Source organism: Aquabacterium sp. (assembly GCF_016195855.1).
Taxonomy (GTDB): domain Bacteria; phylum Pseudomonadota; class Gammaproteobacteria; order Burkholderiales; family Burkholderiaceae_C; genus Aquabacterium.
In genome coordinates this window covers 294,318-317,495 of record NZ_JACPYU010000010.1, presented here as the reverse complement: position 1 = coordinate 317,495, position 23,178 = coordinate 294,318, and the positions used below count along the sequence as shown (strand labels likewise).

Here is a 23,178-nt window from a genome sequence, read left to right as displayed (position 1 = left end):
TGTTCTCACACCTTGAAAGACAGGGCGGCCAACGCGCCCGGCTTGTCCTGAAACGCCTTACCAGGCATCCACAAAGGGGCGCTTGCGGCCGCTGCGCGGCACAGGCTCGGGCATGGCCGCCAGGCCGCGCACCAGCCAGCGGCGGGTATCAGCCGGGTCGATCACGTCATCGAGCTCCAGGTGGGCGGCCATGTTGAGCGCCTTGCCCTTCTGGTAGGCCGCGGCCACCAGGCCATCGAACAGCTGCTGGCGCTGGACCGGGTCTTCAATGGCATCGAGCTGCTTGCTGAACCCCAAGCGCACCGCGCCTTCAAAACCCATGGGCCCGAACTCGCCGGTGGGCCAGGCCACGGTGAAGTCCGGTGCCAGCAGGCTGCCGGCCGTCATGGCCTGTGCGCCCAGGCCATAACCCTTGCGCAGCACCACGGTGAAGTAAGGCACGGTGAGGCTGGCCGCGGCCAGGAACATGCGCGAGAAGTGCCGCACGGTGGCGGTCTTCTCGGCATCGGGTCCCACCATGAAGCCCGGTGTGTCGCACAGGGCGATCAGGGGGATGTCATAGGCATCGCACAGTTGCATGAAGCGCGCGGCCTTGTCGGCGCCCGGCGCGTCGATGGCGCCGCCCAGGTGGCGCGGGTCATTGGCGATCAGCCCCACGGGCCGGCCCTCGATGCGGGCCAGCGTAGTGATCATGCCGGGCGCAAAGTCGCGCCGCAGCTCCAGCACCGAGGCCGTGTCGCACACGGTGTGGATGACCTCGCGCACGTCATACACCCGGGTGCGCTTTTCGGGCACCACGTGGCGCAGCGTGCGTTGATCGGCGCATTGCCAATCGCTGCTGCGGCCCTGGAAGTAGCCGATGTACTGCTGGGCCACCTTGACGGCGTCCTGCTCGTTGTCGACCACGATGTCGATGACGCCGTTGGGCGCCTGCATGCTGACGGGGCCCACCTCTTCGGGCGCGAACTTGCCCAGGCCGCCGCCTTCGATCATGGCGGGGCCAGCCATGCCGATGGTGGTGTCCCGCGTGGCGATGATGAGGTCACAGCAACCGGCCAGCGAGGCGTTGCCCGCAAAGCAGCGGCCGTTGACGATGGCGATGGTGGGGGCCTGCCCGCTCAGGCGCGCCAGGCCCAGGAAGGTCATGTTGTCCAGCAGGCTGACACCGGGGTATTCGTCGTTGGGGCGGCCACCACCGCCTTCGGCCCACAGGATCAGGGGCAACTGGCGCTGCAGGGCCAGGTGCAGCATGCGGTCGGTCTTCTTGTGGTTGATGATGCCCTGCGTGCCGGCGAAAACGGTGTAGTCGTAAGCCAGCACCATGCAGCGTGCTGCCTGCTCGCCGAACTGCGCGGCGTTGACGGTGCCCAGGCCCGCGATCAGGCCGTCGGCGGGGCTGCGTGTGATCAGCTCGGCCTCCTTGTGGCGGATGCGTTGGGAGGCCAGCGCGAGTGCGCCGTATTCGATGAAGCTTCCTTCGTCCAGGAAGTCGCCCACGTTCTCGCGTGCGGTGCGATGCCCCTTGGCATGGCGCTTGGCCACGGCCTCTGGCCGGCGCTCATCCAGCGTGACGGCATGGCGCTCGATGACGTCGGCCAGATCGGGGCGGATGTGATCGGGGTCCAGCACCTGGTCCTGTGCGGCATGGGCCTGCCCGTCATCGGCAGATGGGTCGAGCGCCAACAAGGGCTGCCCTTCGTTGACCACGGTGCCCACCTCGGCCAGCACGGCCTCCACACGGCCACCTTGCGGGGCCATGATCTCGAACTCCATCTTCATGGCCTCGATCACGGCCAGGCGCTGGCCGGCGCGCACGATATCGCCGGGGTGCACCAGCAAGGTCACGAGGGAGCCCGGCACGCTGGCGTTCACCGCCATGCAGCCTTCAGGCAGCACGTTGCCACCGGAGGCTGCGGCCACATGGTCCGGGTGCCAGGCGTGTTGCAGCTCACGTGGGCGGGGCTGCTGGGTTGCGGCTTGCAGCAAGGCGGCCACATGCAGCTGCAGCCAGCGTGTGCTGACGCGGTTGGTGGCCATGTCCTCATGCGCCAGCAAGGCCTGCAGGAAGGCGATGTTGCTGTCGACCCCATCGAGCCTGAACTCGGCCAGGGCGCGGCGCGTGCGCTGCAAAGCCGCATCAAAACCCAATGGGTGGTGCACGATGACCTTGGCCAGCAAGGTGTCGAAGCCCGGATGGGGCTGCATGCCGGCATGGCCGTGGCCATCGACACGGATGCCAGGGCCAGCCGGCGGCTCGTACGCGCGGATGGTGCCGCCTGCGGGCAGCGCCCGGCCATCCGAGCCCATGCGCTCCACGTTCACGCGCACCTGGATGGCGCTGCCGCGTGGGCGGGCGATGTCAGGCTGCTGCAATTGCAGGTCCGCCAGGGATTGGCCTTGCGCAAGCTGCAGTTGGGCCTGCACCAGGTCCAGGCCGGTGATGGCCTCGGTCACGGTGTGCTCGACCTGAAGACGCGGGTTGGCCTCCATGAAATAGTAGGTGAAAGAGCTGGGGTGATCGAGGTCCAGCAGGAACTCGAAAGTGCACAGGCCACGCAGCTTCACGGCCTGGGCCATGGTCACGGCGGCGTCCAGCAGGTGCTGGCGCAAGGCGGGGTCCAGGTCCGGCGCAGGCGCGATCTCCACCAGCTTCTGGTGGTTGCGCTGCACGGTGCAGTCACGCTCCCAGGCGTGGCTGACGGCACCGCTGCCATCACCCAGAACCTGCACCTCGATGTGGCGGGCGCGGCGCACCAGTTGCTCGACATACAGCTCGCCACGGCCAAAGGCGGCCAGTGCCTCCGACTGGCAGCGTTCGAAACTGGGCGCGATGTCATCGGCCTGCTCGACGATGCGCATACCGCGCCCACCGCCACCGGCGAGGGCTTTGATCATCATCGCTGCCTGACCGGCTTGCTTGGTGGCCAGTTGGGCAAAGAAGGCTTGAGCCTGTTCCAGGGTGACCGCGCTGTCGATGCCTTCTGTCACCGGCACCTGGCAGCGGCGCGCCAGGGCGCGGGCCTGGGCCTTGTCGCCCAGCAGGTCCAGCACCTCGGGTGCGGGGCCCACGAAGATGAGGCCAGCCGCCGCACAGGCACGGGCAAAGTCGGCGTTCTCACTGAGCAGGCCATAGCCAGGGTGCACGTGCGTACAGCCTTGGGCCTGGGCCGCGGCCACCACCTGCTCGATGTGGAGGTAAGCGGGCACGCCCTTGCCGGGCAACACCTGCACGGCGTCCATGTGGCAGGCGTGCTGGGCGTCCTGATCGTCTTGCGCCACCAGGCCCACGGTGCGCCAGCCCAGCTCACAGGCTGCGCGGGCAATGCGGATGGCGATCTCGCCCCGGTTGGCAATCAGCAAGACGGGTTGGGCAGCAAGGGTGGGCATGGCGCGGTGAGGATGGCTGTCGGTGACCGACGAAGCCTTGATCCTAGCCGCTGCGCCGGGCCCGACGCGGCGAGCGCGTCCCGCGGGCGCTACACGCGGCGCAAGGCCTGACGGATGCGCTCGACCGTGTCCTCAATCCGAGCCTTGCTGGAGACCTCCAGCCCGAGCGAGCGCCCGATCTGGTTGACGATGGCCGGGTTGAGCGGCAGCCCGCCCTTGTCGATGGCGACGATCAACTCGTGCGCGCGGCGCACCTCGGGTGGCCAGTCACGGCGGGGCGGCATCAAAGCACCCAGCCCGCGCTGGCACCACTCGGGCATCCACCTCATCGCACGTCACCTCGCCGCGCCAGCGCAGGGCGGTCAGTCACGCAGGTACGTGGGTGGAGCGGAGGTGTGTTCGGCATGGGCAAGCCAGCAAGACAATACCCTGCTTATCGGATGAAAACCGACCGGACTTGAGTTCAGGTCAGCCGCTCCGAATCAAAGCCCACCCGCACCGCCCCCCAGTGCCGGCCATGGAGGTAAATGGGCATGGAGAGGTCGTTGATGACCTCGCCAGTGTCGCGCAGGTAGCTCTGAAAGAGGAAGGCCTTGGTGTTGCGCGCCAGCTTCTGCCCGACGGGATCATCGAAGATGCGTTTGGAGCGGCAATGAACCAGGTCGGTCTCGTACACACCCGTGGGCCGCTGAGAGAACTTGGTGTTGTGCGCAGGCGCGTAGCCCTTGTTGTCCACCGCCAGGGCATATACACATCCTGGCAAGGTGACCAGGACTTGATCGAACAGCGCCTGCAGCGCAGCCTCGACTGTGTCGTCGTAGCCCGTGGTGTAGCGCGGCGGGTTGGCGCCTTCGATGGCGCGGTAGTGCTGATCGAACACATTGCCCCCACGGGCCAGCACGCCGGCGAGGTAGCGGCTCACATCGTCCCGGAGGTTCTCCGTAGCGACCACCAGCGTGTCGAACACCGTTCCGCCTGTGCGGAACTCGGCCAGTGCGGTCTGGATGTCTTCGGTGTTGCTGCGCAACTGGTCCACGCGCCGGGCCGAGCTGCTCATGGCATCGTGCACCTCGTTGGCAACCTTGGCTACGCCGTCAATGCGGTCGTTCATGTCGCGGTTGACGCCGGCCAACTCCTGCACGGAGGCGCCGATGGCCTCGACGGCCTCGGTCATCTGCCGAAAGTCGGTCACGAAGGACTCGAAGCGGCCCACCGTGGCCGCGATCTCGCTGACCGACGCCACCACGCCGCGCTGGATGAGGGCCGTGCCCTCGGCAGTCGAGTCCACCAGCTTGATCATCTCGTCGCTGCGGTTGCTGATCTCCTTGGTCTCGGCATTGACGCGCTCGGCCAGGCTGCGCACCTCCTTGGCCACGACGGAAAAGCCCTTGCCTGCCTCACCCGCACGGGCCGCCTCAATGGCGGCATTGAGCGCCAGCAGATTGGTCTGCATGGCGATCTTCTGGATGATGCCGCCAATCTCGCCGATGGCCTTGGCACGGTCGGCGAGCATGTTGACGGTCTGCGTGAACGCGTCGACCGACTGCTCGATGGTCAACATGCGCGCCTTGACGCGTTCGAGTTCCTCCATGGAGGCCACGGCCGAGGACAGGTTGCGCGTGGCTGTCTCAGCCACCCCCACGGCGCCCGATTCAACGCTGCTGGACAACTCGATGACCCGCGAGGCGGAGGCGGCGAGGGCCTGGGCATCATGGCGTTGCTGCTCGACCTTGACCGAACTGGAGTCCACCTCTTTCTTGAGGTGAGCCACATTGATGGCGGTCTGGATGCTGCCACCTCGCGCCGTGAGGACCAGTTCACGGATGCGTTTGAGAAAGCGCAAGAACTCCCTCGCGGCGGGCGTGATGCCGGGCACCGATACGTCCAATGAGGCCCGCCCCTTGTTCAGGGCAGCCAAGGCACCCGTCAGCGAGCTGGATGCCAGCATGCGACGCCACCACGAAGTGCGGGACATGGCTCACGCTCCCTTAGCTTGGACACAGCAAAGATAGCCAAGCCAGGCGCGCTCGCCTAGTCACACAGCGTGATTAATTCTTTTATTTTCGGACGCACCAGGCTTGTGCGTGCGAATTGCGCCACATTTGCACAATTCGCACTCAGTACTCCCCCGGGTATGCGCCTTCAGGACCCCGTCAGGCAGCCACCTCGGCCAGACGCGCCTTGAGCTGGGTGTTTTCGGCTGTCAGGTCCGCGATGATGCGTTGCAAGCGGCTGATGAACTGCGCATCGGTTTCGCCCTCTTGCTGCGTTGCAGCAGGTTTTTCCTCAGGCGAATCCAGCAAAGCCCCCACGGCGGCAGCACGGGCCTGCGCCTTGGCTTCGCGCACCTGCTTGGCGGCCTGTCGCAACTCTTTCTTGCCACCGGCGGCTGCGGCCACCTGCTCTTCCACAGGCAAGGAGGCCACGATGGCGGCGGCGTTGATCGAGATCTCCCCGGCCTTGACGGCCGCGACCAGCTCGGGGGCCGCCGTCTTCTGGATCTTTTCGATCTGGCTGACGGTGGTGGCGCTGATGCGGGCGGCCTTGGCAATGGCCTCGCGGCTGTTCAGCGGCTCGACGGGTTTGGCGGCAGTGGCCGGCGACTCGGTCTGGTCAGCGGGGTTGACATGCGCCGCATCAGCGGGTGCGGGCTCGGTCTGAGGCGGTTGTTGCACGCGCGAGGCCAGGATGTCCTTCTTGCGCAGGGCCAGTACACCGCGCTGGAAGTCCGACACGCTGCGGCGGCCCAGGTGCTGGTCGATCATCCACAGGTGGACATCGTCCATGGACTTGAACGTCGGGTTCTGGATAGTGTTGAAGGGAACGCCATGCTTTTGGCAGATGCCGTAGCGGTTGTGGCCGTCGACCAGCACGTCGCCCCACAGGACCAGCGCATCGCGGCAACCTTCGGCCAGGATGCTGCGTTCCAGCGCGTCGTGTTCTTCGGGGGTGAGCGGGTCAATGTAGACACGCAGTTCTTCCAGGACTTGGATGTTCATGGGGCGCGGGGCGGGTACTGCTTTTCAGTCGGGATGCGGGGCGCCAACAAGCGGAAGCGAGAAAGGCGCGGCAAGGGGCGACATTCTAAGTGGGCTTGTTTTTTTGGGGTGCGCTTTGGTGGTGCTGCCCGAGGTGAGGGCTGAGCCGATAGCTGGCAAGACAGCCCTGCGCGGCGCAAGCAACCGTTGAGCCACTCAAGCGGGGCGATCAAAGGCTGAGGTGGCATGCGGCGGGGCGCCTTGGTGGTGCCGAGCAGCGGAACGCCAAGGTGGGCGCACGCAGTGCGCTTCGTGCTCTGACTCGCTGGCGTTGTTCGAGCGCAAGGGCCGAGGGCCCTGTGGCGAGTTCGCCAGCGCCACCTTGACGTGAGCAGCGCAGGGGAGCCCCGCTTGCAAAGCGGGGCCGCCAACAATGAAGCCGGACGCACGCCACCTCGGCCGCGCCCCGCGCTGCACCGCCAAAGCGATACAGCCTACTAACGAACACTCACCGGCAAATGAGCAAGATGGCCTTACTTCAACTCCGCCGAACTCTTGCCCAGCAGCCGCCGCGCAATGATCAGCAACTGGATCTGCTGCGTGCCTTCAAAGATGTCAAGGATCTTGGCATCACGCGACCACTTCTCCAGCAAAGCCGTTTCCGTATAGCCGATGCTCCCCGCCAGCTCCACGCACTTGAGCGCCACATCCACACAAGTGCGCCCCGCCTTGGCCTTGGCCAGCGATGCTTCCAGCGAATTGGGGCGGGCGTTGTCGGCCATCCAGGCCGCCTGCATGGTCAACAGGCGTGCCGCTTCATAGTCAGCCTGCATGCGAATGTAGTCGGCCACAGCGGCAGGTTGACGGTGCACCGGCTTGCCGTAGTCCACGTCGATGCCGCAGCTCTTCAGGATCTGACCCATCTCTTCGATGCAGGCGCGCGTCAGGCCCACCGCCATCGCGGCCACCAACGGGCGCGTGTTGTCGAAGGTCTGCATCACGCCAGCAAAACTCTTCTCCGGGTTGACTTCGGGGTCACCCAGCAGGTTGGCCTTGGGCACGCGGCAATCCTTCAGCAGGAAGGCGGCAGTGTCGGATGCACGGATACCCAGCTTGTGCTCCAGGCGCACGAGGTCGAAGCCCGGTGTGCCCTTCTCCACCACGAAGGACTTGATCGCTGCACGCCCCAGGCTCTTGTCCAGTGTGGCCCACACCACGACCAGATCGGCCCGGTCGCCCGAGGTCACGTAGATCTTTTCGCCATTGAGCACGTAGTGGTCGCCATCCAGCTTGGCCGTGGTGCGGATGGCCGCAGAGTCCGAACCGCAACCTGGCTCGGTGATGGCCATGGCCGCCCAGCGCCCCTTGAAGCGCTTGAGCTGCTCGTCATTGGCCACGGACGCGATGGCCGAGTTGCCCAGGCCCTGGCGCGGCATCGACAGCAGCATGCCCACGTCGCCCCAGCACAGCTCCATGATGGACAGCGCTGTGGACAGGTTGGTGCCATTGCGGTTGCCCACGGACTTGTCGTTGGCATCGCGGCGCACGCCGGTCGCACCGGTGCCACCCACTTCGCTGTTGCCCTCGTTCATGCCGTCGATCACGGCGGCCAGCATGTCCAGCTCGACCGGGCGCTCGTGCTCGGCCAGGTCGTACTTGCGCGAGATGGGGCGCAGCACCTCGGCGGCGGTTTCCTGGGCCTGGCGCACCAGGGGCTTGAACTTGCGGGGAATATCCAGATTGATCATAAAAATCTCTCGTAAGGCGTGGGCTCATCGCACGAGCCGAATCAGATCCAGCGAACACCATGGATCCGGCTCTGCCGGGCCGTCGGTGTTGCCCCCTTGAGGGGGCCGCCGAAGGCGGTAGGGGGAGGGCTCAGCCCTGGGTTTACAAAAGCAACCCACCTTCCATGACGCCCACCGCGCGCAAATCGCGGTACCAACGCTCCACCGGGTGCTCCTTCACGAAGCCATGCCCGCCCAGCAACTGCACGCCATCGTTGCCGATCTGCATGCCCTTGTCGGCACACAGGCGGCGCGCCAGCGTCACCGCCTCGTCAGAAGGCAGGTCGGCATCGACCAGGCTGGCCGCACGCCAGGTGAGCAGGCGCATGCCGCCCAACTCGATGGCCATGTTCGAGATCGCGAACGCGACGGACTGGCGGTGGCTGATGGGCTCGCCAAAGGCCTCGCGCTCGTTCACATACGGGATCAGGTAGTCCAGCACGGACTTGGCGCAACCCACCGCCAAACCACACCAGGCCAGGCGGCCCAGCTGGATGCATTCGTTGTACACGGCGGGTTTGGCCTCGCCCAGCAGGTTGCCTGCCGGCACGGCGACCGACTCCAGACGCAAGCGCGCACAACCTGCCGCACGCAAGCCCATGCTGCGGTCTTCTTCGATCGACAAGCCCTTGCTGGACGACTCGACCAGGAACAATGCGGGGCCCGCGCCCTCCAGGTGCGCCGCCACGATGAACAGCTCGGCCGTTTTGGCCAGCGGCACCATGGACTTGAGCCCATGCAGCACGAAGCCGTTGCCCACGCGCATGGCACGGGTCTGCAGCACATAGGGGTCGAACAGGGCCACGGGCTCCTGCACGGCCAGGGCGGCAGCCGGGGGCTTCTCGCCGGCAAAGTCCGCCAGATAACGCGCCTGCTGATCCGCATCACCCCACAAGACCAGGCCCGTGCTCACGGCAGACGGGGCCAGGGCGGCAAAAGCCAGGCCCATGTCACCCTCGGCCATGGCTTCGGCGATCAGCGCATTGGTGATGGCCGAACGCTCGGCCCCCATGCCACCGAGGGATTCGGGGATGCCCAGGGCCGTGAAGCCCAGCTCGGCGCATTGCGCCAGCAAGGACTCGGGCGCCGCATACGCTGCGTCAGCTGCTGACGCGGCCGGGCGCAATTGCTCCATGGCGAAAGTGCGTGCCGCATCCTGCAAGGCGGCCTGGTCATCGCTCGGGGTGAGGTCGAACAGGTCGCCGCTGCCGCCGCTCTTGGGCAGGCGCTGGGGCGAACCCAGGGTCTTCACCGCCTTGAATGCCCGGTTGGCCGCCGTCACGGCTTTGAAGCCGACTTTGGTCCCCTGGTAGAGCACCTTTTCGGTCGGTTTGCGCAAGTTGAGCTTGTCCAGTTGCGGATTGGCTGCCATGCGGCTCAAAGAACGCAGGCCGAGTCGTGTGAGCGAGGTCATGGGTTGGATAAGATGCCGAGGTTGGATGAACAGTGGCAGGCATCTTGCCCAATGCCCGCCGCCAATACTTGCCCCTTTACGCCAGTCCAGTTGACCGGCCTTGCCAGAACACGCCACCAGATGTCCCCTGCCGCGCCGACCCTGAAGCCGGATACCTACGCCTCGGCCCTGCGAAGCTGGCTGATCGCGGCCCGGAACGCGGTCGAGCAACGGGGGGTGGATGCCGACGCGCTATTGCAGCAGGTGGGGCTGGACCTGTCCACTGCGACAGACCCCATGGCGCGCTACCCCGCTCACCTGGGCCTGGCATTCTGGCAAAAGGCCGTCACCCTCATCGGTGAAGAGATGCTGGGCATGGACGTGGCCTTGCAGTTCGTCCCCCTGAACTTCAACGCCCTCGGGTATGCCCTGATGGCCTCCGAGAATCTGGCGCAGATGTACCTGCGCCTGTCCCGCTACGCCCACATCGTGACCGACGCGGCCGACATCCGCTTCGAGGTGGGCCCCGGCGCCGGCCGCCTGAGCGTCACCGGTGACCCAGCCCTGCTGGCCACGGTCGACGACGCCACCCGCTGGAGCATCTTCGACTACGCCATGCTGACCGTGGTGCGCGGCTCGCGCATGCTCTACGGCAAGGACTTCATGCCCCTGGAGTTGCGCCTGCAGCGCCAGCGCCCCAAGGACCACGCCCGCTTCGAGCGCGTGCTGCGCTGCGTGCCCGTTTACGGCTGCGAAGACAACACCCTGGTGGTGGACCTGGCCACGCTCAACAAGCCGCTGTCTTATGCCAACACGGACGTGGTCAAGGCCAGCGAGACCACGCTGGACCGCTACAGCTCCAACCTGGGTGAGCGCCAACTGACAGAGCAACTGGCAGGCGTACTCAAGGAGCTGCTGCCCAGCGGCGAGCCCCTTCAGGACGACGTGGCCCAGCGCCTGAACATGACCCTGCGCACCTTGCAGCGCCGCCTGTCCGAGGCCCAGACCTGCTATCGCGATGTGCTCAATGACACGCGCCACCAACTGGCCCTGAGCTACCTGGGCAGCGAGCAGTATTCGGTGGGCGAAATCGCCTTCTTGCTGGGCTTCTCCGAGGTCAGCGCCTTCACACGCGCCTTCAAGCGCTGGACGGGCTGCTCGCCACGCGAATGGCGTAACCAGGCGGCATAAAGCGCAATCGGGCGCCGCCACCTACACTGTCACCCTGCCCCCGCGTTTCGATTTCGCCATGCGCATTGAAGACATCCGCCAACGCATGCAAGCGCTCGGCGCCAAACCCATTCACATCCAGCGTGTGCTGCGCCTGTGGTCGCAAGCCCTGCCGCAAGAAGGCGGCAAGCGACGCCCCGAAGACTTCCTGCCACTGGAGGTGCGCGACGCCATGCCCGCCCTGCTGGCCGACATCGACAAGCTGGCCCGCATCCGCTCGGAGCACCCTGGTGAAGATGGCTCGGCCCGCTTGCTGGTCGAGCTGGCCGATGGCCAGACGGTCGAAAGCGTGCTGCTGCCGCGTGATGGCCTGTGTGTGTCTTCGCAAGTGGGTTGCGCCGTGGGCTGCGTGTTCTGCATGACGGGCAAGGAAGGCTTGCTGCGCCAGGTCGGCAGCGCCGAGATCGTGGCCCAGGTGGCCCTGGCCCGCACACGCCGCAAGGTCAGCAAGGTCGTCTTCATGGGCATGGGCGAGCCCTCGCACAACATGGACAACGTGCTCGAAGCCATGGACCTGCTGGGCACCATCGGCAACATCGGGCACAAGAACCTGGTGTTCTCGACCGTGGGTGACCCGCGCGCCTTCGATCGCCTGCAAAGCCTGGAAGTGGGCCGTGTTCGGCCGGCATTGGCCCTGTCGTTGCACACCACCAAGGCCGATCTGCGGGCTCAGCTGCTGCCCCGTGCCCCACGCATGACACCCGAAGAACTGGTCGAACGCGCCGAGGTGTACGCCCGCCAGACCGACTACCCGATCCAATACCAGTGGACGCTGATCGACGGCGTGAACGACAACGAAGAAGAGATCGAAGGCATCGTGCGCCTGCTCAAGGGCAAGTACGCCCTGATGAACATGATCCCCTACAACACGGTGGACGAACTCGACTTCAAGCGCCCCTCGTGGGAGCGCGCCGCCGAGATCGCCCGCACCCTGCACCGCCGCGGCATCCTGACCAAGCTGCGCCAATCGGCAGGCCAGGATGTGGAGGGGGGTTGCGGGCAACTGCGCGCCAGAGACCTGAGCGGTGCCAACCAGTCCAGGCCCGTGCGCATCGTCAGGCGCGAGGCGAGCAACGCAGCCGACTGAAATAGACCTTCCGCCCGAGCCCCACCTCGGTGGAGCGCCATCAGGCGCGAGGTGGGCGACGCAGCGAAGTAAAGAAGGAGGATCGGGCACAGCCCGATCCGGGTGACATGAGCGGAGTTGTCCACCTCGTGCCGACCGCTCCAGCACTTCAGGCGCAGAGCGACCAACTTCGCTCATGTCCCCCGTGCCCGGCTACGCCGGTCCCTCCTCCTTTACTTCGCTGCGTTGGTCGCACTGCGCCAGCCGCTCACCCCTGCTGCGTCAACCTGAACTGCTCCACGTACCACGGCAAGCAACCCGGATTGGCCATCGCATCCGGGTTCACCACCTTGGCCAGCGGCTGCCCCAGGAACACCTTCTTGATCGGCACCTCCTGCTTCTTGCCCGACAAGGTGCGCGGAATCTCTGGCGCCTGCAAGGTCAGATCCGGAATGAAACGCGGCGACACCGCCACCTTGATGGCCTCGTTGATGCGCCCCTGCACACCCGCATCCAGCGCATGCCCTTCGCGCAACACCACGAACAAGATCATGCGGCTCTCGCGCCCCAGGTACTCCAGATCGATCACCATCGAATCCAGCACCTCGGGCAAAGCCTCAACCGCCGCATAGAGCTCGCTGGTGCCCATGCGCAGGCCATGGCGGTTGATGGTCGCATCGCTGCGGCCGTAGATCACACAACTGCCATCGGCATCGATCTTGAGCCAGTCACCGTGGCGCCAGATGCCCGGGTAGACATCAAAGTAGCTCGACAGGTAACGCGCGTTGCCCTGGTCGCCCCAGAAGAACAGCGGCATGGAGGGGATGGGTTTGGTGCACACCAGCTCGCCCACCTCCCCGATGACAGGCTGGCCCTGCTCGTTCCAGGCCTCCACCGACGCGCCCAGGTAACGGCACTGCAAACGCCCCGGCACCAGTGGCAGCTCGCGGTGGCCACCGATGAAGACACCGCAAAAGTCCGTGCCGCCCGAAATGTTGCTCCACCAGATGTCTGGCGTGCCGATGCGGGCAAACTGATCCGTGCCCCAACGCTGCGTTTCTTCCGACAAGGGTGAGCCGGTCGAGCCCAAAGCGCGGATGCGTGACAGGTCGCCGCACTGGCTCAGGTCCACACCGGCTTTCATGCAGGCCGCATAAAACGCAGCCCCTGCGCCAAAGTAGCTCACCTGGTGGCGTGCGGCAAAGCGCCACAACACCGTCCAGTCGGGCGCCTCCTTGCTGCCGCCCGGGCTGCCATCAAACAGGCAGATGGTGGCACCGCTGATCAGCCCGCTGATCTGGCTGTTCCACATCACCCAGCCGGTCGAGCTGTACCAATGGAAGCGCTCACCCAGGCTGTTGGGCTTGTAGCTGCAACCCACGTCACCGTGCTTGTTGCCGGCGGCGCTCACCATGAGGATGCCGCCATGGCCATGCACCAGGGGCTTGGGCAGGCCTGTGGTGCCGCTGGAGTACACGATCCACAAAGGGTGATCAAAATCCAGCCATGCGGGCTCGAAGGTGCGCACGGCCTCGTCATCGCGGGCGATGGCTTGCGCAAAACGCAGGTCGGCCCGGACCGGCTGCGCGGCGTAGGGGCTCTCCAGCACGATGAGCTTTTCCACCGTGGGCAAGGCGGCGCGCAAGCCCTCCACCACGGCGCTGCGGTCCAGCCCCTTGCCGGCGTAGTGCACACCTTCGGCGGCGATGAGCACGCGCGGCGTGATCTGCTGGAAGCGGTCGGTCACCGCTTGCGTGCCCATGTCCGGCGCGCACACGCTCCAGATGGCGCCCACGCTGGCACAGGCCAGGAAGGCCACCACCGTCTCGGGCACATTGGGCAGGTAGGCGGCCACGCGGTCGCCCTTTTGCACACCCAGGTCCTGCAGCGCCAAGGCCAGGGATGCAACCTGGCGGCGCAACTCGGGCCAGCTCAACTCGCGCACCTGCCCCAACTCGTTCTCGCTGATGATGGCTTGCACGCCCGCAGCCTGCGCGGCATCCACATGCCGCAACACGCGCTGAGCGTAATTGACCTTGGCACCCGGGAACCACCTGGCACCCGGCATGCGCGCATCGGCCAGCACGGCATCGTAAGGCGTGGGCGAGTGCATGCCCTCGTAGTCCCAGATGCTTTGCCAGAAGGCGGGTTGGTCATTCACCGACCACTGCCACAAGGCATCGTAGTTGTCGAAGCTCAGGCCGCGGTGTTCACGCAGCCAGTCCTGGAACAAACGCATCTGGGGCAGATAGGGAGGGCGCATGCTGAAACAGATAGCCGTGACGATGTGGTGACTTTATCCCAGCGGGCCTCGTTGAATATCCCGCACAATTTGCCCATCCTCGCATCAAGGTAGCACGATGAGCAGTTTGACGGTGACACCCCAGGGCCATGACTTCAGCGCCTTGCACGCAGCCATGCAAAGCCATGTGGACAACAACATCCTCGCGGGCGTGTCCTCTGCCGTGCTGCTGGGGCAGGACCTGGTCGACCTGCACTGCGCCGGCTGGGCCGACAAAGAGCACCAGCACCCCATGCGCGCGGACCACCTCTTTCGCATCTACTCGGGCAGCAAGCTGATCACCTCGTATGCGGCCTTGCTGTTGCTGGACGAGGGCCGCATCCAACTGGATGACCCCATCGAGCGCTACATCCCGCAACTGGGCCAGCGCATGGTCCTGCGCCCTGGTGCCACCTCGATCGATGACGTCGAACCCGCGCAAGGCCCGATCACCATCCGCCACCTGCTGAGCCACCAGTCCGGCCTGAGCTACGGCCTGCTGGACCCCGGCACGCTCATGTTCAATGCCTACCGCGAGCGCAAGATCCTCAGCCCCCGTCGCACCCTGGTCGAGATGATCGATGCGCTGGCGGGCCTGCCACTGCTGTTCCATCCCGGCAAAGGCTGGGAGTACTCGATCGCCACCGACGTGGTCGGGCACCTGATTGAAGTGGTCAGCGGCCAGCGACTGGATGCCTTCCTGCTCTCGCGCATCTTCGAGCCGCTGGGCATGGTGGACACGGGCTTTGTGGTGCCCCCAGAGCAGCAACACCGCCTGGCCGCCTATTACATGGGCGCGGACTTCACCAAGCCCATGCTGCCGGGCCTCACGCGCAATGACAACGCGCCCTACCCCCAAGCCAACCTTCAGCCCGTTCCCTGGCTGTCCGGCGGTGGCGGCCTGGTTTCGTCACTGGCCGACACCCTGGCCCTGCTGCGCAGCCTGATGCCAGGTGGCCCGGCCCTGCTCAAGCCCGCGACCATCACGATGCTGATGTCCAACCAGTTGCCCGATGGCCAATGGATCCGCTTCCCGCGCTTTGGCGACGTGATCGGCAAAGGTTATGGCCTGGGTGGCGCGGTGACCCTGATGCCCTCACCCTTTGACCCGCAGGGCTCGACCAGCGAGTTCCAGTGGGGTGGCCTGGCCGGCACGCACTGGTGGCTCAACCCCAGGGCCAATATCGCCGGCGTGGTGATGACCCAGCGCGACATGGCTTTCTGGCATCCCTTCTCGTTCGAGCTCAAGCAACGGGTCTACAAGGCCCTCCAGCAATGAGCGCGTGGCGCCGCGCGCACCCACCCGCTACCTGGACACCATTTCCCAGTCAAAGCTGTTCAGGTACTTGTCGACGACCTTCCTGATGTCGTTGCGGCTTTTCAGGCGCGCCACGGCGCCCTTCAGGGCCGCAATGGTTTCTTCATCGGCCGTCTTTTGCGAGAAATGCAGCTCGAAGGTCTGGGCGCTCAGGACCAGGGGCTTGCCCAACTGCTCCTTCTTGATACCCAGCTGGTGCGCGTTGTAGAAGAGCCCGATGGATGAGCCCAGCGCGGCATCAATCCGGTCATTCATCAGCATCTTGAGCATTTGCGAATAGTCGGACACCTGGTACTTCTGGATCTCGGTCTCCGCATCAAAGGCATCATCAAAACGCCCCCCTCTGGGCGTGCCGACCCATTTGCCACGCAAATCAGCCAGCGATCGAACCTTGAGCGAGGGCTTGCCCACAACGATGGTGGGCAGGCTCAACACCCCAGCCACCGGGATCGCCGAGCTGCTCAGTTCGGCGCTTCGATAACGCAACACGAAGTCCGCATCACCACGCGCCACCACATGGGCCGACCGCGCATAAGGCGTGATCTGGTTGGTGTAGCTGAACCCGGCCTCCGTGGCGATCAGGTTGCCGATCTCGTACATCATGCCGGTGGGCTTGCCATCTTTCCCGATGAAGCCAAACGGCGCCGACTCGATGGTGACGATGCGCAGCTCCTTGGCCCCAGCGCCATGCAAGCACAACAGCGACAACAAGCCGACACAAAGCGATCTCAGTCGTTTTTTGAATGTCTGAGCCCCAAGACCCATACCGCAAGACATAAGCCCCTCCCTTAATAGGGGGCATTATGACTTCAATGCAGCGGCTCACCTAGGCCATGCACACAGGCGCGTTGGCAAGATGCTGCGCCGCCTGCAGCCAATCGTTCAACATGCCCACCGACCACCCCAGGCGCTGCTGCAGGTGGCTGGCCAGCAGCCAGTGCCTGGCGCGCGCCTCATCGAACGGCCCGAAGTTGGCCACGTACAGCGCCAGCATCTTGACGCTCAGTTCCAGCTCGTCGTTCTCACCCACGGCAGGGTCGAAGTAGCGCAGGTAGTCGTTGGCGCTGTGGTGGATGTAGCGCCCCGTCGGCAACTGCTCGCACAGCGCCACGTACTCCTGCGTCTGCAGGATCCAGGCGTGCCACACCTCGTCGATGTCCTTGGACACGGGGATCGCGCCCGTGCACTCGTGCGAGATGAACAGGAAGCGCAGCGTCTCCTCGATGCGCAAGTCCAGCTCCTGCGCGGGCAGGCCACTGAACTTGCACTGGAAGTAATGCCGCATCGGCGCGTCGAGGAGCGCGTCGCTCAGCATGGGGTGCGTCGCCATCGCCTTGGCCTGCGCGCCTACTTGCCCACCATCGGACCTACCCCAGGCTGCTCGATGCGCAACCTGGCGTTGGGGCAGCAGGTGCCGCCATCGGGCTTGCAGCAGCCATCACGCGCCATGCGGGCGATCACGCCGCGGTCAATCAGATGGGTCAGGGCGTCTTCGTTGACCACCCTCACCCGCTTGGTGAGTTCCTGCATCAGGCCTTCAAGGCGAAGCTGCGTGACGGCTTCAAAGGTCTGCAGCGGCACCGCTAACTTGTCGTTGCTCATGGCGTTCATCCTCTTGCTAAGGTGAGCCTTGGTGCGATCGCATCGCGCCTTGCTCGATGGCATCGTAGGAGCGGGGCCTCATCACAGCATCCCCTACGGTTGGGGGCAAGCGCCTTTGAACTAGGGGGCGCAAGCTAGGGATACCGCGCGGGAAGTGCGTCCCTATGATCCGTGAACCAAGACAGGAGGTGCCGCCATGTCGGTCATTGTCCCCAACGTCATTGGCATGGGCCGCCCCGATGCCGAAGCGGCGCTGCAAGCCCGCCTGCTGCGCTACATCGCGCGCTTCCCGTTCGCCGCAGACGGCGATGGCCGCGCCACGGTGCAGAGCCCACCTGCAGGCACATTGGTGCCCTCGTTCACCGTGGTCACCGTGTCCTACCCCAGCCCCATGGGCCCGCTCGACGACACCTCGGTGCAAGGGCCGACGCTTCGCGCAGGTACTTACGAAGGCACGATCAAGAGCGTGCTGATTGGCAACCCCTATGGCTCGGGTCAAGGCGCCTGGGTATCGTTCGACACGCAGATGGACGGCGGGGCGGTGAGCTTCACCGGCGTGCTCTATTTCGACCATGCCGTCGCGCCTGCCGCGCCACCAGACCGCACCGAATGGATGCGCCGTGGCGCGATGCTGGGGGCCGCGCAACGCGCGTTCACGCATGGCCACCGGGTCCGGCTCATCACCAGCAGCGACCTGTTCATCGTGAGCATCGAGCTCTTCGCGTAACGCGCCAGACGCATCACCAGGATCACCCATGCCCTGCCCAGGCGGTTCGGTTGACACGCAGCAGAATGTCCTCGTTGAGGACTTCCTGTTTGTTCACCCGTTCTCAGGCGCCAAGCGCTATCTGCCAGCCGATCGCGCCGGGCTGGTCACCGCGGTCATGCAAGCGGCAAGCGAGGGCCGCAGCCTGCGTGCGCTGGGCTCGAACTGGTCGCTGTCCAGCGCGGGTGTCGCACAAGACGTCATCGACACGAGCTTGCTGTCGCGGCACGTCAGCGCACCGTTTCCCAACCGCGGCCAGCCACTGCCCGACGAGCGGCTGCGGGCAAGCAGTGACTTGCTCGAGCGCACCTGCGCCGGTGATGCACGCCTGCAGGGCCGCTACTTCGTGCACGTCGAGGCCGGCATCAAGATCCGCCACCTGCTTGAAGACCTCGCGCGCTGCGGCCTGGCCTTGCCCACCATGGGCGATGGTGCGGGCCAGTCGCTGATCGGCGCCATCTCAACCGGCACGCATGGCGGCGACTTGAAGGTGCCACCGCTCGTCGAGTGGATCCGTGCGGTGCACCTCGTCAGCGCGACAGGACGGGAGCTCTGGGTCACCGCCAGCGACAGCGCATGGGGGTTCGCACCCCAGGTCATGCAGTTGCCGGGTTGGTGCCCGGACACCCGTTTCATTGCAGACGACGACACCTTCGCCGCGGTGCGGCTGGGCGCGGGCCGCATGGGCGCCATCTATTCGGTCGTTCTGGAGGTCGTCGAGCAGTACACCCTCGTCGAGACAAACTTCGAGTACCGCTGGCGCGAGCTCGGCGCGCAACTCCTCAGCAGCCAGCTGGGGCCCAACGGCCCCACGGGCGTGTTCGACGCGCCCTTGCGTGATCTGGATGCAGGCTTCTTCCGCACGGAGGTACTGCGGCGCACCTACTACCCCGCGGTCGTGCAGGACGCAAAGTTCACCTATGTGCGCGGCCCCGAGAAGTGGCCGAATGTGCCGGCCTACTTCGATGCACACCCCGAGGTCTATACCCGGCTGCTGGCCGACCTCAAGCTGAGCGCGCTGGCCGACGACCTGCGCGGTGGCCCGCTCATGCCCTTGCACCACCTGAACATCGGCGTCTCGCTGAGCGACCCCGAGCGCTGCTGGGTGCGGCGCCGCTGGAAGCGCGAGCAAGCTGTGCACGAGCACGATGTGGCCCCGGCGGCCGATGACAAACTGGTGGCGTCGGTCAAGGCCAACAAGCAGAACCCGCCGGGCATCGTGGACGCGCTCAAGGATCAGCTTGAAATCGACCCCTTCCTCAACGTCCTGGGCTGGCTCACGCACAACGCAAAGAAGCAGCGCCTGGACTGGTATCTGGACCACGAGATTGCGCACCTGGCGCAGCAGCACCTGGCCATTGGCGCCACGAGCGGCGAAGAGCTGTTCCTGGTGCTCTACAAGATCGCCATCGACAGCGTGCTCGACGCAGGCAGCGACGTGGCGCAGGCCGTGTCCGAGGCCATCGGCGGCGCGTTCGCCAAGCTGGCGCGTGCTGGCCACGCCAGTGGCGGCCTCAACCAGAACATGCTCGATGCGCACGACTATGGCCTGGACGGCGCGCAGTGCGGCAACTCTGCCGAGTACCACTTCGATGCCGCAGGCCCCGCCTATCTCGCCTTCATTGACGATGTGATCGGGCTCGCGCGCAAGCACTTCCCGGTTTTTGGCTACATCGGCATCCGTTTCACGCCCGTGGCCTCGGCCCTGATCGCCATGCAGCGCTACCCCTTGACCGCGTCGGTCGAAGTGGCCACGCCGCGCTCACGCCTGGACGATGTCTATGCCAACTTCTGGTCCGAGTTGCACGATGCGGCGCGCGCACGCCAAGGCATCCCCCACTGGGGGCAGGAATTCAGGCTCGGCGAAACGGAGTTGGCCGCGCTGTACGGCACGCGCCTGCGGCGCTGGCGTGAAGTGCTGGCCGAGGTGTGCGGCGGGGCACCGCAGGTGTTCAGCACGGCCTTCAGCCGGGACAAGGGGCTGGAGCCCCTGGGCGGCGCCAGCGGCACCGATGACGACGCCATTGACCTGTTCCTGGCCGGGCTGGCTTCAGGCGACGACTGAGTGCACCGTGGCTGGCCGCCAAGGATCGGGAGGCGTCTGCGATCAGGCGCGCCCTTGTTGATCGATCCATTCCATGGCGGCGGCAAAGCCATGGTCTTGGGCATCCTGAATCAGCGCAAAGCGCCGCCCCTGCGTGTCCATGGCGACCTCTTCCTCCGTCTCGGACCCACGCACATAGGCCTTGACCACAAACTGACGCGCCGGCGCATCCCAGCTCGTGACCACGCGGATGCGAAACCCGCTGTGGGCACCGATGGCTTCCTCCTGATCCGCACTGTGGGTGACTTGATGGTCCATGACAAAGCTCCTGCTGCCATCCGTTCATCTTAGGCACAAGGCGTGAAACAGGAAAGCCCTTGGTGCGCAACCAGTTCAGCGGTGATGCACCTCGATCGTGGCGTGCACGATCATCCAGGATGAGGTGACCAATCGCCACTCAATCGCGTACCGGGCGACAATGGGCCAGCGCGATGCCTTTCAGCAAGCGATCGCGCTCACGCTGCCATGGGTAACGGTCCTCATACAAGCGGCCGCCAGTCGCTTGTGCACATTCAAAGGAGGCCATATCCCCGTTTAAGACGGCATGAACCGCCCCGTCCTGACCCGCAATTTTGAGCGCATACGCCAGATCCAAAGCCTTGTCGATCTGAGCCGGGTGTGATCTGGCCCCCTTGAGCCAAGACACCCAATCTGGATCGTAAGGCGCCGTATACGCCGCGGCCTTGATCATCTTGATGCCTGGCTGCGTCTTGCCATTGAACAGCAACATCCAGCCATAGTCCATCGACAGGCTGTCGTGCCGCCCCAAAATGCCCTGGATGTAGCGCGAAGTCTCCAACACGCGCAAAGCCTGCGGTGCATCGCCATGGCTCATGTAGAACCATGATTGCGCGCGGATGATGGGGCGCATGGCACAACGGCAGCCCTCGTCATGCTCGGCGCGCTCACGCAGCGCTTCCAAAGCCTGGCGAGCTTGATCGGTGTTGCCTCTTTCGTCATCCGCCTCGATGAGACGTAATCGCAAATCGATTGTCGAGCGCAAGTCCTTAGGGCTGATTTGCTCAGCCCAGGCCACGGCATCCCGCATCGCGGGCACCCGCTCATCGGGCGGCTGTGCACCAACCTCTCTCCACACACGGTCAAGCTCATTGGACAACAGACCGGATGCGGTTTCGTGCTGCCCGTCTCGCCCCGATCTCACCAGCGCAGCAAGCCGATCACGGCGCAGCAACAAGGGCAGCGCTTCAGCCTCCCTCACCGCCAGGTCAAACAACCTCGGATCTTTGGGCTCCAAGCCACGAGCCGCATCCTGAACGGACTTCAAGTTGTCCGCATCAACCGCATCGCCAAAATCGCGGTACCAGGCTTGGTCAAAATGGCGCTGCGCAGACGTGAGGTGATCGCCCAGTTCAGTGTCATTGCTCACCATACCTGCATAGCCCAGTGCCGAGCCTCCCCAGACCGCGACCAGGACGCCAAGCACCCCGGCGCTTTCCCACCACCGTGGCGCGCTCATGATCTTGCGCTCGATGAGGCTCTTGACGATGGCATGCAGCCTGAATGCGTTGGCGGTTGGGAAAAGCGTCCGGGCCTGTTCGAAGAGCGCCCTCACCCGGATCGACAGATCCTGGCCCGCTTCAGCTTCCATGTCGATTCGGCTGACACGCCAAAGCACGGGCAGCATCATCCCCAACCAGACAAGCAACCCCCAGAACACGGGCTGCTTTGTGTAGATCGCCATCGCCAGAAAAGCCAGCCAACTCATCCATACAAACCCCATTCGCATCCGGGGCCAGCGCCGGAACACGATGCCATCAATCAACTGCCCGCCATCCAGGGGACTCAATGGAAGCAGATTGAAGAGGTTGATCGCCACCGCCAAACTCGCCACGCGTTGCCAGTCGATGGCCGCATCAGGGACGGGGGGCACAAAGTACAAATAGGCGGCACCAGCAAGCAGGCCAGGCATCGGGCCTGCCAGCAGCACGATGGCTTGCTTCCAGGCCGCAATGCTGGCGGGCCGCCCTGTGACCATCGCCCCCATGAAGGGCACGAAGAACATGCTCATGTCCTTCCATCCGAACCAGCGCATGGCCAGCGCGTGACCACCCTCATGCACCAACAGGATGGCCATCAAGGCCAGAGCCTGCACCCAATCGAATGCCCAACCCCACAACACCAGGGTCAAACCCATCGAGAGCACAAGCACTGCGGCCTTCACGTTGTGTCGCGCAGGCCGCGAAGACAGCAGTTGTTCATTGAACAGATAGCACTGCGCCAGGAAGCTGGCTTGATGTTGGCCTCGCGTCACCCGACTTTGATAAGGACGCAGCAATTGGCGACGCACACGCATCATGGCCCAGGCAATTCGGATGGCGGGCATCAAGCCATAGTGCCAGCCATCGCCACCGGACACCAACTGCCCGCGCTGCCTCTGCAGATCAAACCAGGCTTCCGCGCGCCCGGCCATGCGCTCAGCCATGCGACGGATTGCCGCCGGTTGCATCAACGGCTGGGCGGCTGGATCCAATCGTTCACGATGGGCAGCCAGGTGATCGGCCAAAGCAGGCAAGTAGACATCCTTGACCAATGCCTCATCGCTGCCCGACAGCCCCATGAAACCAAGGCGGTTCTGGGTGATCAGCAAGCGCCCCTGGGCGTCCTCACTGACAAATTGCACGGGATAAATGGACAGGAGCGATGCACAGAACGTGACCGTCGCCATGACAGGCTCGTCTCGATGCTGCAGATAAGCCACCGCAATGGGATCGAGCCGCGCGCTCAGTCCCCGCTCCATCGTCCCCGACCACATCAGCTCGAAGCCCAGGTCCCGCAACTCATCCAACCAGGCTTGCTGATCAGACGTCAAAAGGTCGACCTTGGCTGGCGCATCAAAGTCCAGCAACACCTTGACAGGCGTCACAGGCGTACGCAGCAGCTGCACCAGAACCGTCATCAGGATGATGCCTTGATATACGAACCAGATGCAGAGCAGCACCCCCGCCCATCTCAACACTTCATCCATCTGCCCATCCCCGCTAACGTCATGCAGTCGATCATCTCTCAATTCTCAATTTGAGTGCCCGCACTGATGGAGACCTGGGCGAACATGCGTCTGAAAAAATCCTTAAGCCACCTGCGGCCCCTGGATGAGACCGGCATGGCGGCCTGTTCGTCCGAAGAATGACCGCTCGTTCGCGGTGTGGAGTGCCGATCCGCGCCGCCGGATAATCACCTATGGGCTGTTGGTTGCGTCATGCAAGCTGGCCCGCGCAATTTTCAGGGTGGAATATGAAGAAAATGGT

General features: G+C 64.9%; 17 protein-coding genes. 5 read left to right on the top strand and 12 right to left on the bottom strand.

Annotated features, from left to right (window positions below):
* Window positions 1–57: 57 nt before the first annotated feature.
* The 6 genes from HY019_RS09835 to HY019_RS09810 all read right to left on the bottom strand — a co-directional run bounded on the left by HY019_RS09835 (window position 58) and on the right by HY019_RS09810 (window position 9,566).
* Window positions 58–3,387, bottom strand: coding sequence for a carboxyl transferase domain-containing protein (locus HY019_RS09835; RefSeq protein WP_290691352.1), 3,330 nt, complete (start codon window positions 3,385–3,387; stop codon window positions 58–60).
* An 89-nt stretch (window positions 3,388–3,476) separates the two neighbouring features.
* Window positions 3,477–3,716: a hypothetical protein gene (locus HY019_RS09830; protein WP_290691349.1), complete on the bottom strand. Its 240-nt coding sequence runs from the start codon at window positions 3,714–3,716 to the stop codon at window positions 3,477–3,479.
* 134 nt (window positions 3,717–3,850) lie between these two features.
* Complete coding sequence (locus HY019_RS09825) at window positions 3,851–5,362, bottom strand: methyl-accepting chemotaxis protein (RefSeq protein WP_290691346.1); 1,512 nt, start codon at window positions 5,360–5,362, stop codon at window positions 3,851–3,853.
* Window positions 5,363–5,540: 178 nt separating this feature from the next.
* On the bottom strand, window positions 5,541–6,386 hold the full coding sequence (locus tag HY019_RS09820) for a plasmid replication/partition related protein (RefSeq protein WP_290691343.1): 846 nt from the start codon (window positions 6,384–6,386) through the stop codon (window positions 5,541–5,543).
* A gap of 512 nt (window positions 6,387–6,898) precedes the next feature.
* Entirely contained in the window at window positions 6,899–8,113 is a 1,215-nt protein-coding gene (locus HY019_RS09815; protein ID WP_290691340.1) for an acyl-CoA dehydrogenase family protein, read from the bottom strand.
* Between the two features lie 142 nt (window positions 8,114–8,255).
* Window positions 8,256–9,566: an acyl-CoA dehydrogenase family protein gene (locus HY019_RS09810; RefSeq protein WP_290691337.1), complete on the bottom strand. Its 1,311-nt coding sequence runs from the start codon at window positions 9,564–9,566 to the stop codon at window positions 8,256–8,258.
* Window positions 9,567–9,686: 120 nt separating this feature from the next.
* Between HY019_RS09810 and HY019_RS09805 the strand changes: the two genes are divergently transcribed.
* Entirely contained in the window at window positions 9,687–10,736 is a 1,050-nt protein-coding gene (locus HY019_RS09805; protein WP_290691334.1) for an AraC family transcriptional regulator, read from the top strand.
* A 58-nt stretch (window positions 10,737–10,794) separates the two neighbouring features.
* The gene (locus HY019_RS09800; RefSeq protein ID WP_290691332.1) at window positions 10,795–11,862 is read left to right on the top strand and encodes an RNA methyltransferase; all 1,068 of its coding nucleotides are present in this window, start codon (window positions 10,795–10,797) and stop codon (window positions 11,860–11,862) included.
* Window positions 11,863–12,109: 247 nt separating this feature from the next.
* Here the strand turns inward: HY019_RS09800 and HY019_RS09795 are convergent, their stop codons facing one another.
* The gene (locus HY019_RS09795; protein WP_290691329.1) at window positions 12,110–14,104 is read right to left on the bottom strand and encodes an acetoacetate--CoA ligase; all 1,995 of its coding nucleotides are present in this window, start codon (window positions 14,102–14,104) and stop codon (window positions 12,110–12,112) included.
* A 97-nt stretch (window positions 14,105–14,201) separates the two neighbouring features.
* On the opposite strand from HY019_RS09795, the gene HY019_RS09790 reads away from it, so the two are divergent.
* Window positions 14,202–15,401, top strand: a complete 1,200-nt coding sequence (locus HY019_RS09790) for a serine hydrolase domain-containing protein (protein WP_290691325.1) — start codon at window positions 14,202–14,204, stop codon at window positions 15,399–15,401.
* A 27-nt stretch (window positions 15,402–15,428) separates the two neighbouring features.
* Here HY019_RS09790 and HY019_RS09785 read toward each other — a convergent pair whose 3' ends face one another.
* The 3 genes from HY019_RS09785 to HY019_RS09775 all read right to left on the bottom strand — a co-directional run bounded on the left by HY019_RS09785 (window position 15,429) and on the right by HY019_RS09775 (window position 17,042).
* Complete coding sequence (locus tag HY019_RS09785; protein ID WP_290691322.1) at window positions 15,429–16,151, bottom strand: transporter substrate-binding domain-containing protein; 723 nt, start codon at window positions 16,149–16,151, stop codon at window positions 15,429–15,431.
* Between the two features lie 115 nt (window positions 16,152–16,266).
* Window positions 16,267–16,770, bottom strand: coding sequence for a hypothetical protein (locus HY019_RS09780; RefSeq protein ID WP_290691319.1), 504 nt, complete (start codon window positions 16,768–16,770; stop codon window positions 16,267–16,269).
* Between the two features lie 17 nt (window positions 16,771–16,787).
* Window positions 16,788–17,042, bottom strand: coding sequence for a hypothetical protein (locus HY019_RS09775; RefSeq protein ID WP_290691316.1), 255 nt, complete (start codon window positions 17,040–17,042; stop codon window positions 16,788–16,790).
* A gap of 196 nt (window positions 17,043–17,238) precedes the next feature.
* On the opposite strand from HY019_RS09775, the gene HY019_RS09770 reads away from it, so the two are divergent.
* Together HY019_RS09770 and HY019_RS09765 are read left to right on the top strand one after the other, a co-directional pair.
* Window positions 17,239–17,769, top strand: coding sequence for a PASTA domain-containing protein (locus HY019_RS09770; RefSeq protein ID WP_290691313.1), 531 nt, complete (start codon window positions 17,239–17,241; stop codon window positions 17,767–17,769).
* A gap of 28 nt (window positions 17,770–17,797) precedes the next feature.
* Window positions 17,798–19,873, top strand: coding sequence for an FAD-binding protein (locus HY019_RS09765; RefSeq protein ID WP_290691310.1), 2,076 nt, complete (start codon window positions 17,798–17,800; stop codon window positions 19,871–19,873).
* Window positions 19,874–19,915: 42 nt separating this feature from the next.
* Here HY019_RS09765 and HY019_RS09760 read toward each other — a convergent pair whose 3' ends face one another.
* Window positions 19,916–20,170: a hypothetical protein gene (locus tag HY019_RS09760; RefSeq protein ID WP_290691308.1), complete on the bottom strand. Its 255-nt coding sequence runs from the start codon at window positions 20,168–20,170 to the stop codon at window positions 19,916–19,918.
* A gap of 139 nt (window positions 20,171–20,309) precedes the next feature.
* Window positions 20,310–22,898: a site-2 protease family protein gene (locus HY019_RS09755; protein ID WP_290691306.1), complete on the bottom strand. Its 2,589-nt coding sequence runs from the start codon at window positions 22,896–22,898 to the stop codon at window positions 20,310–20,312.
* Window positions 22,899–23,178: the final 280 nt, after the last annotated feature.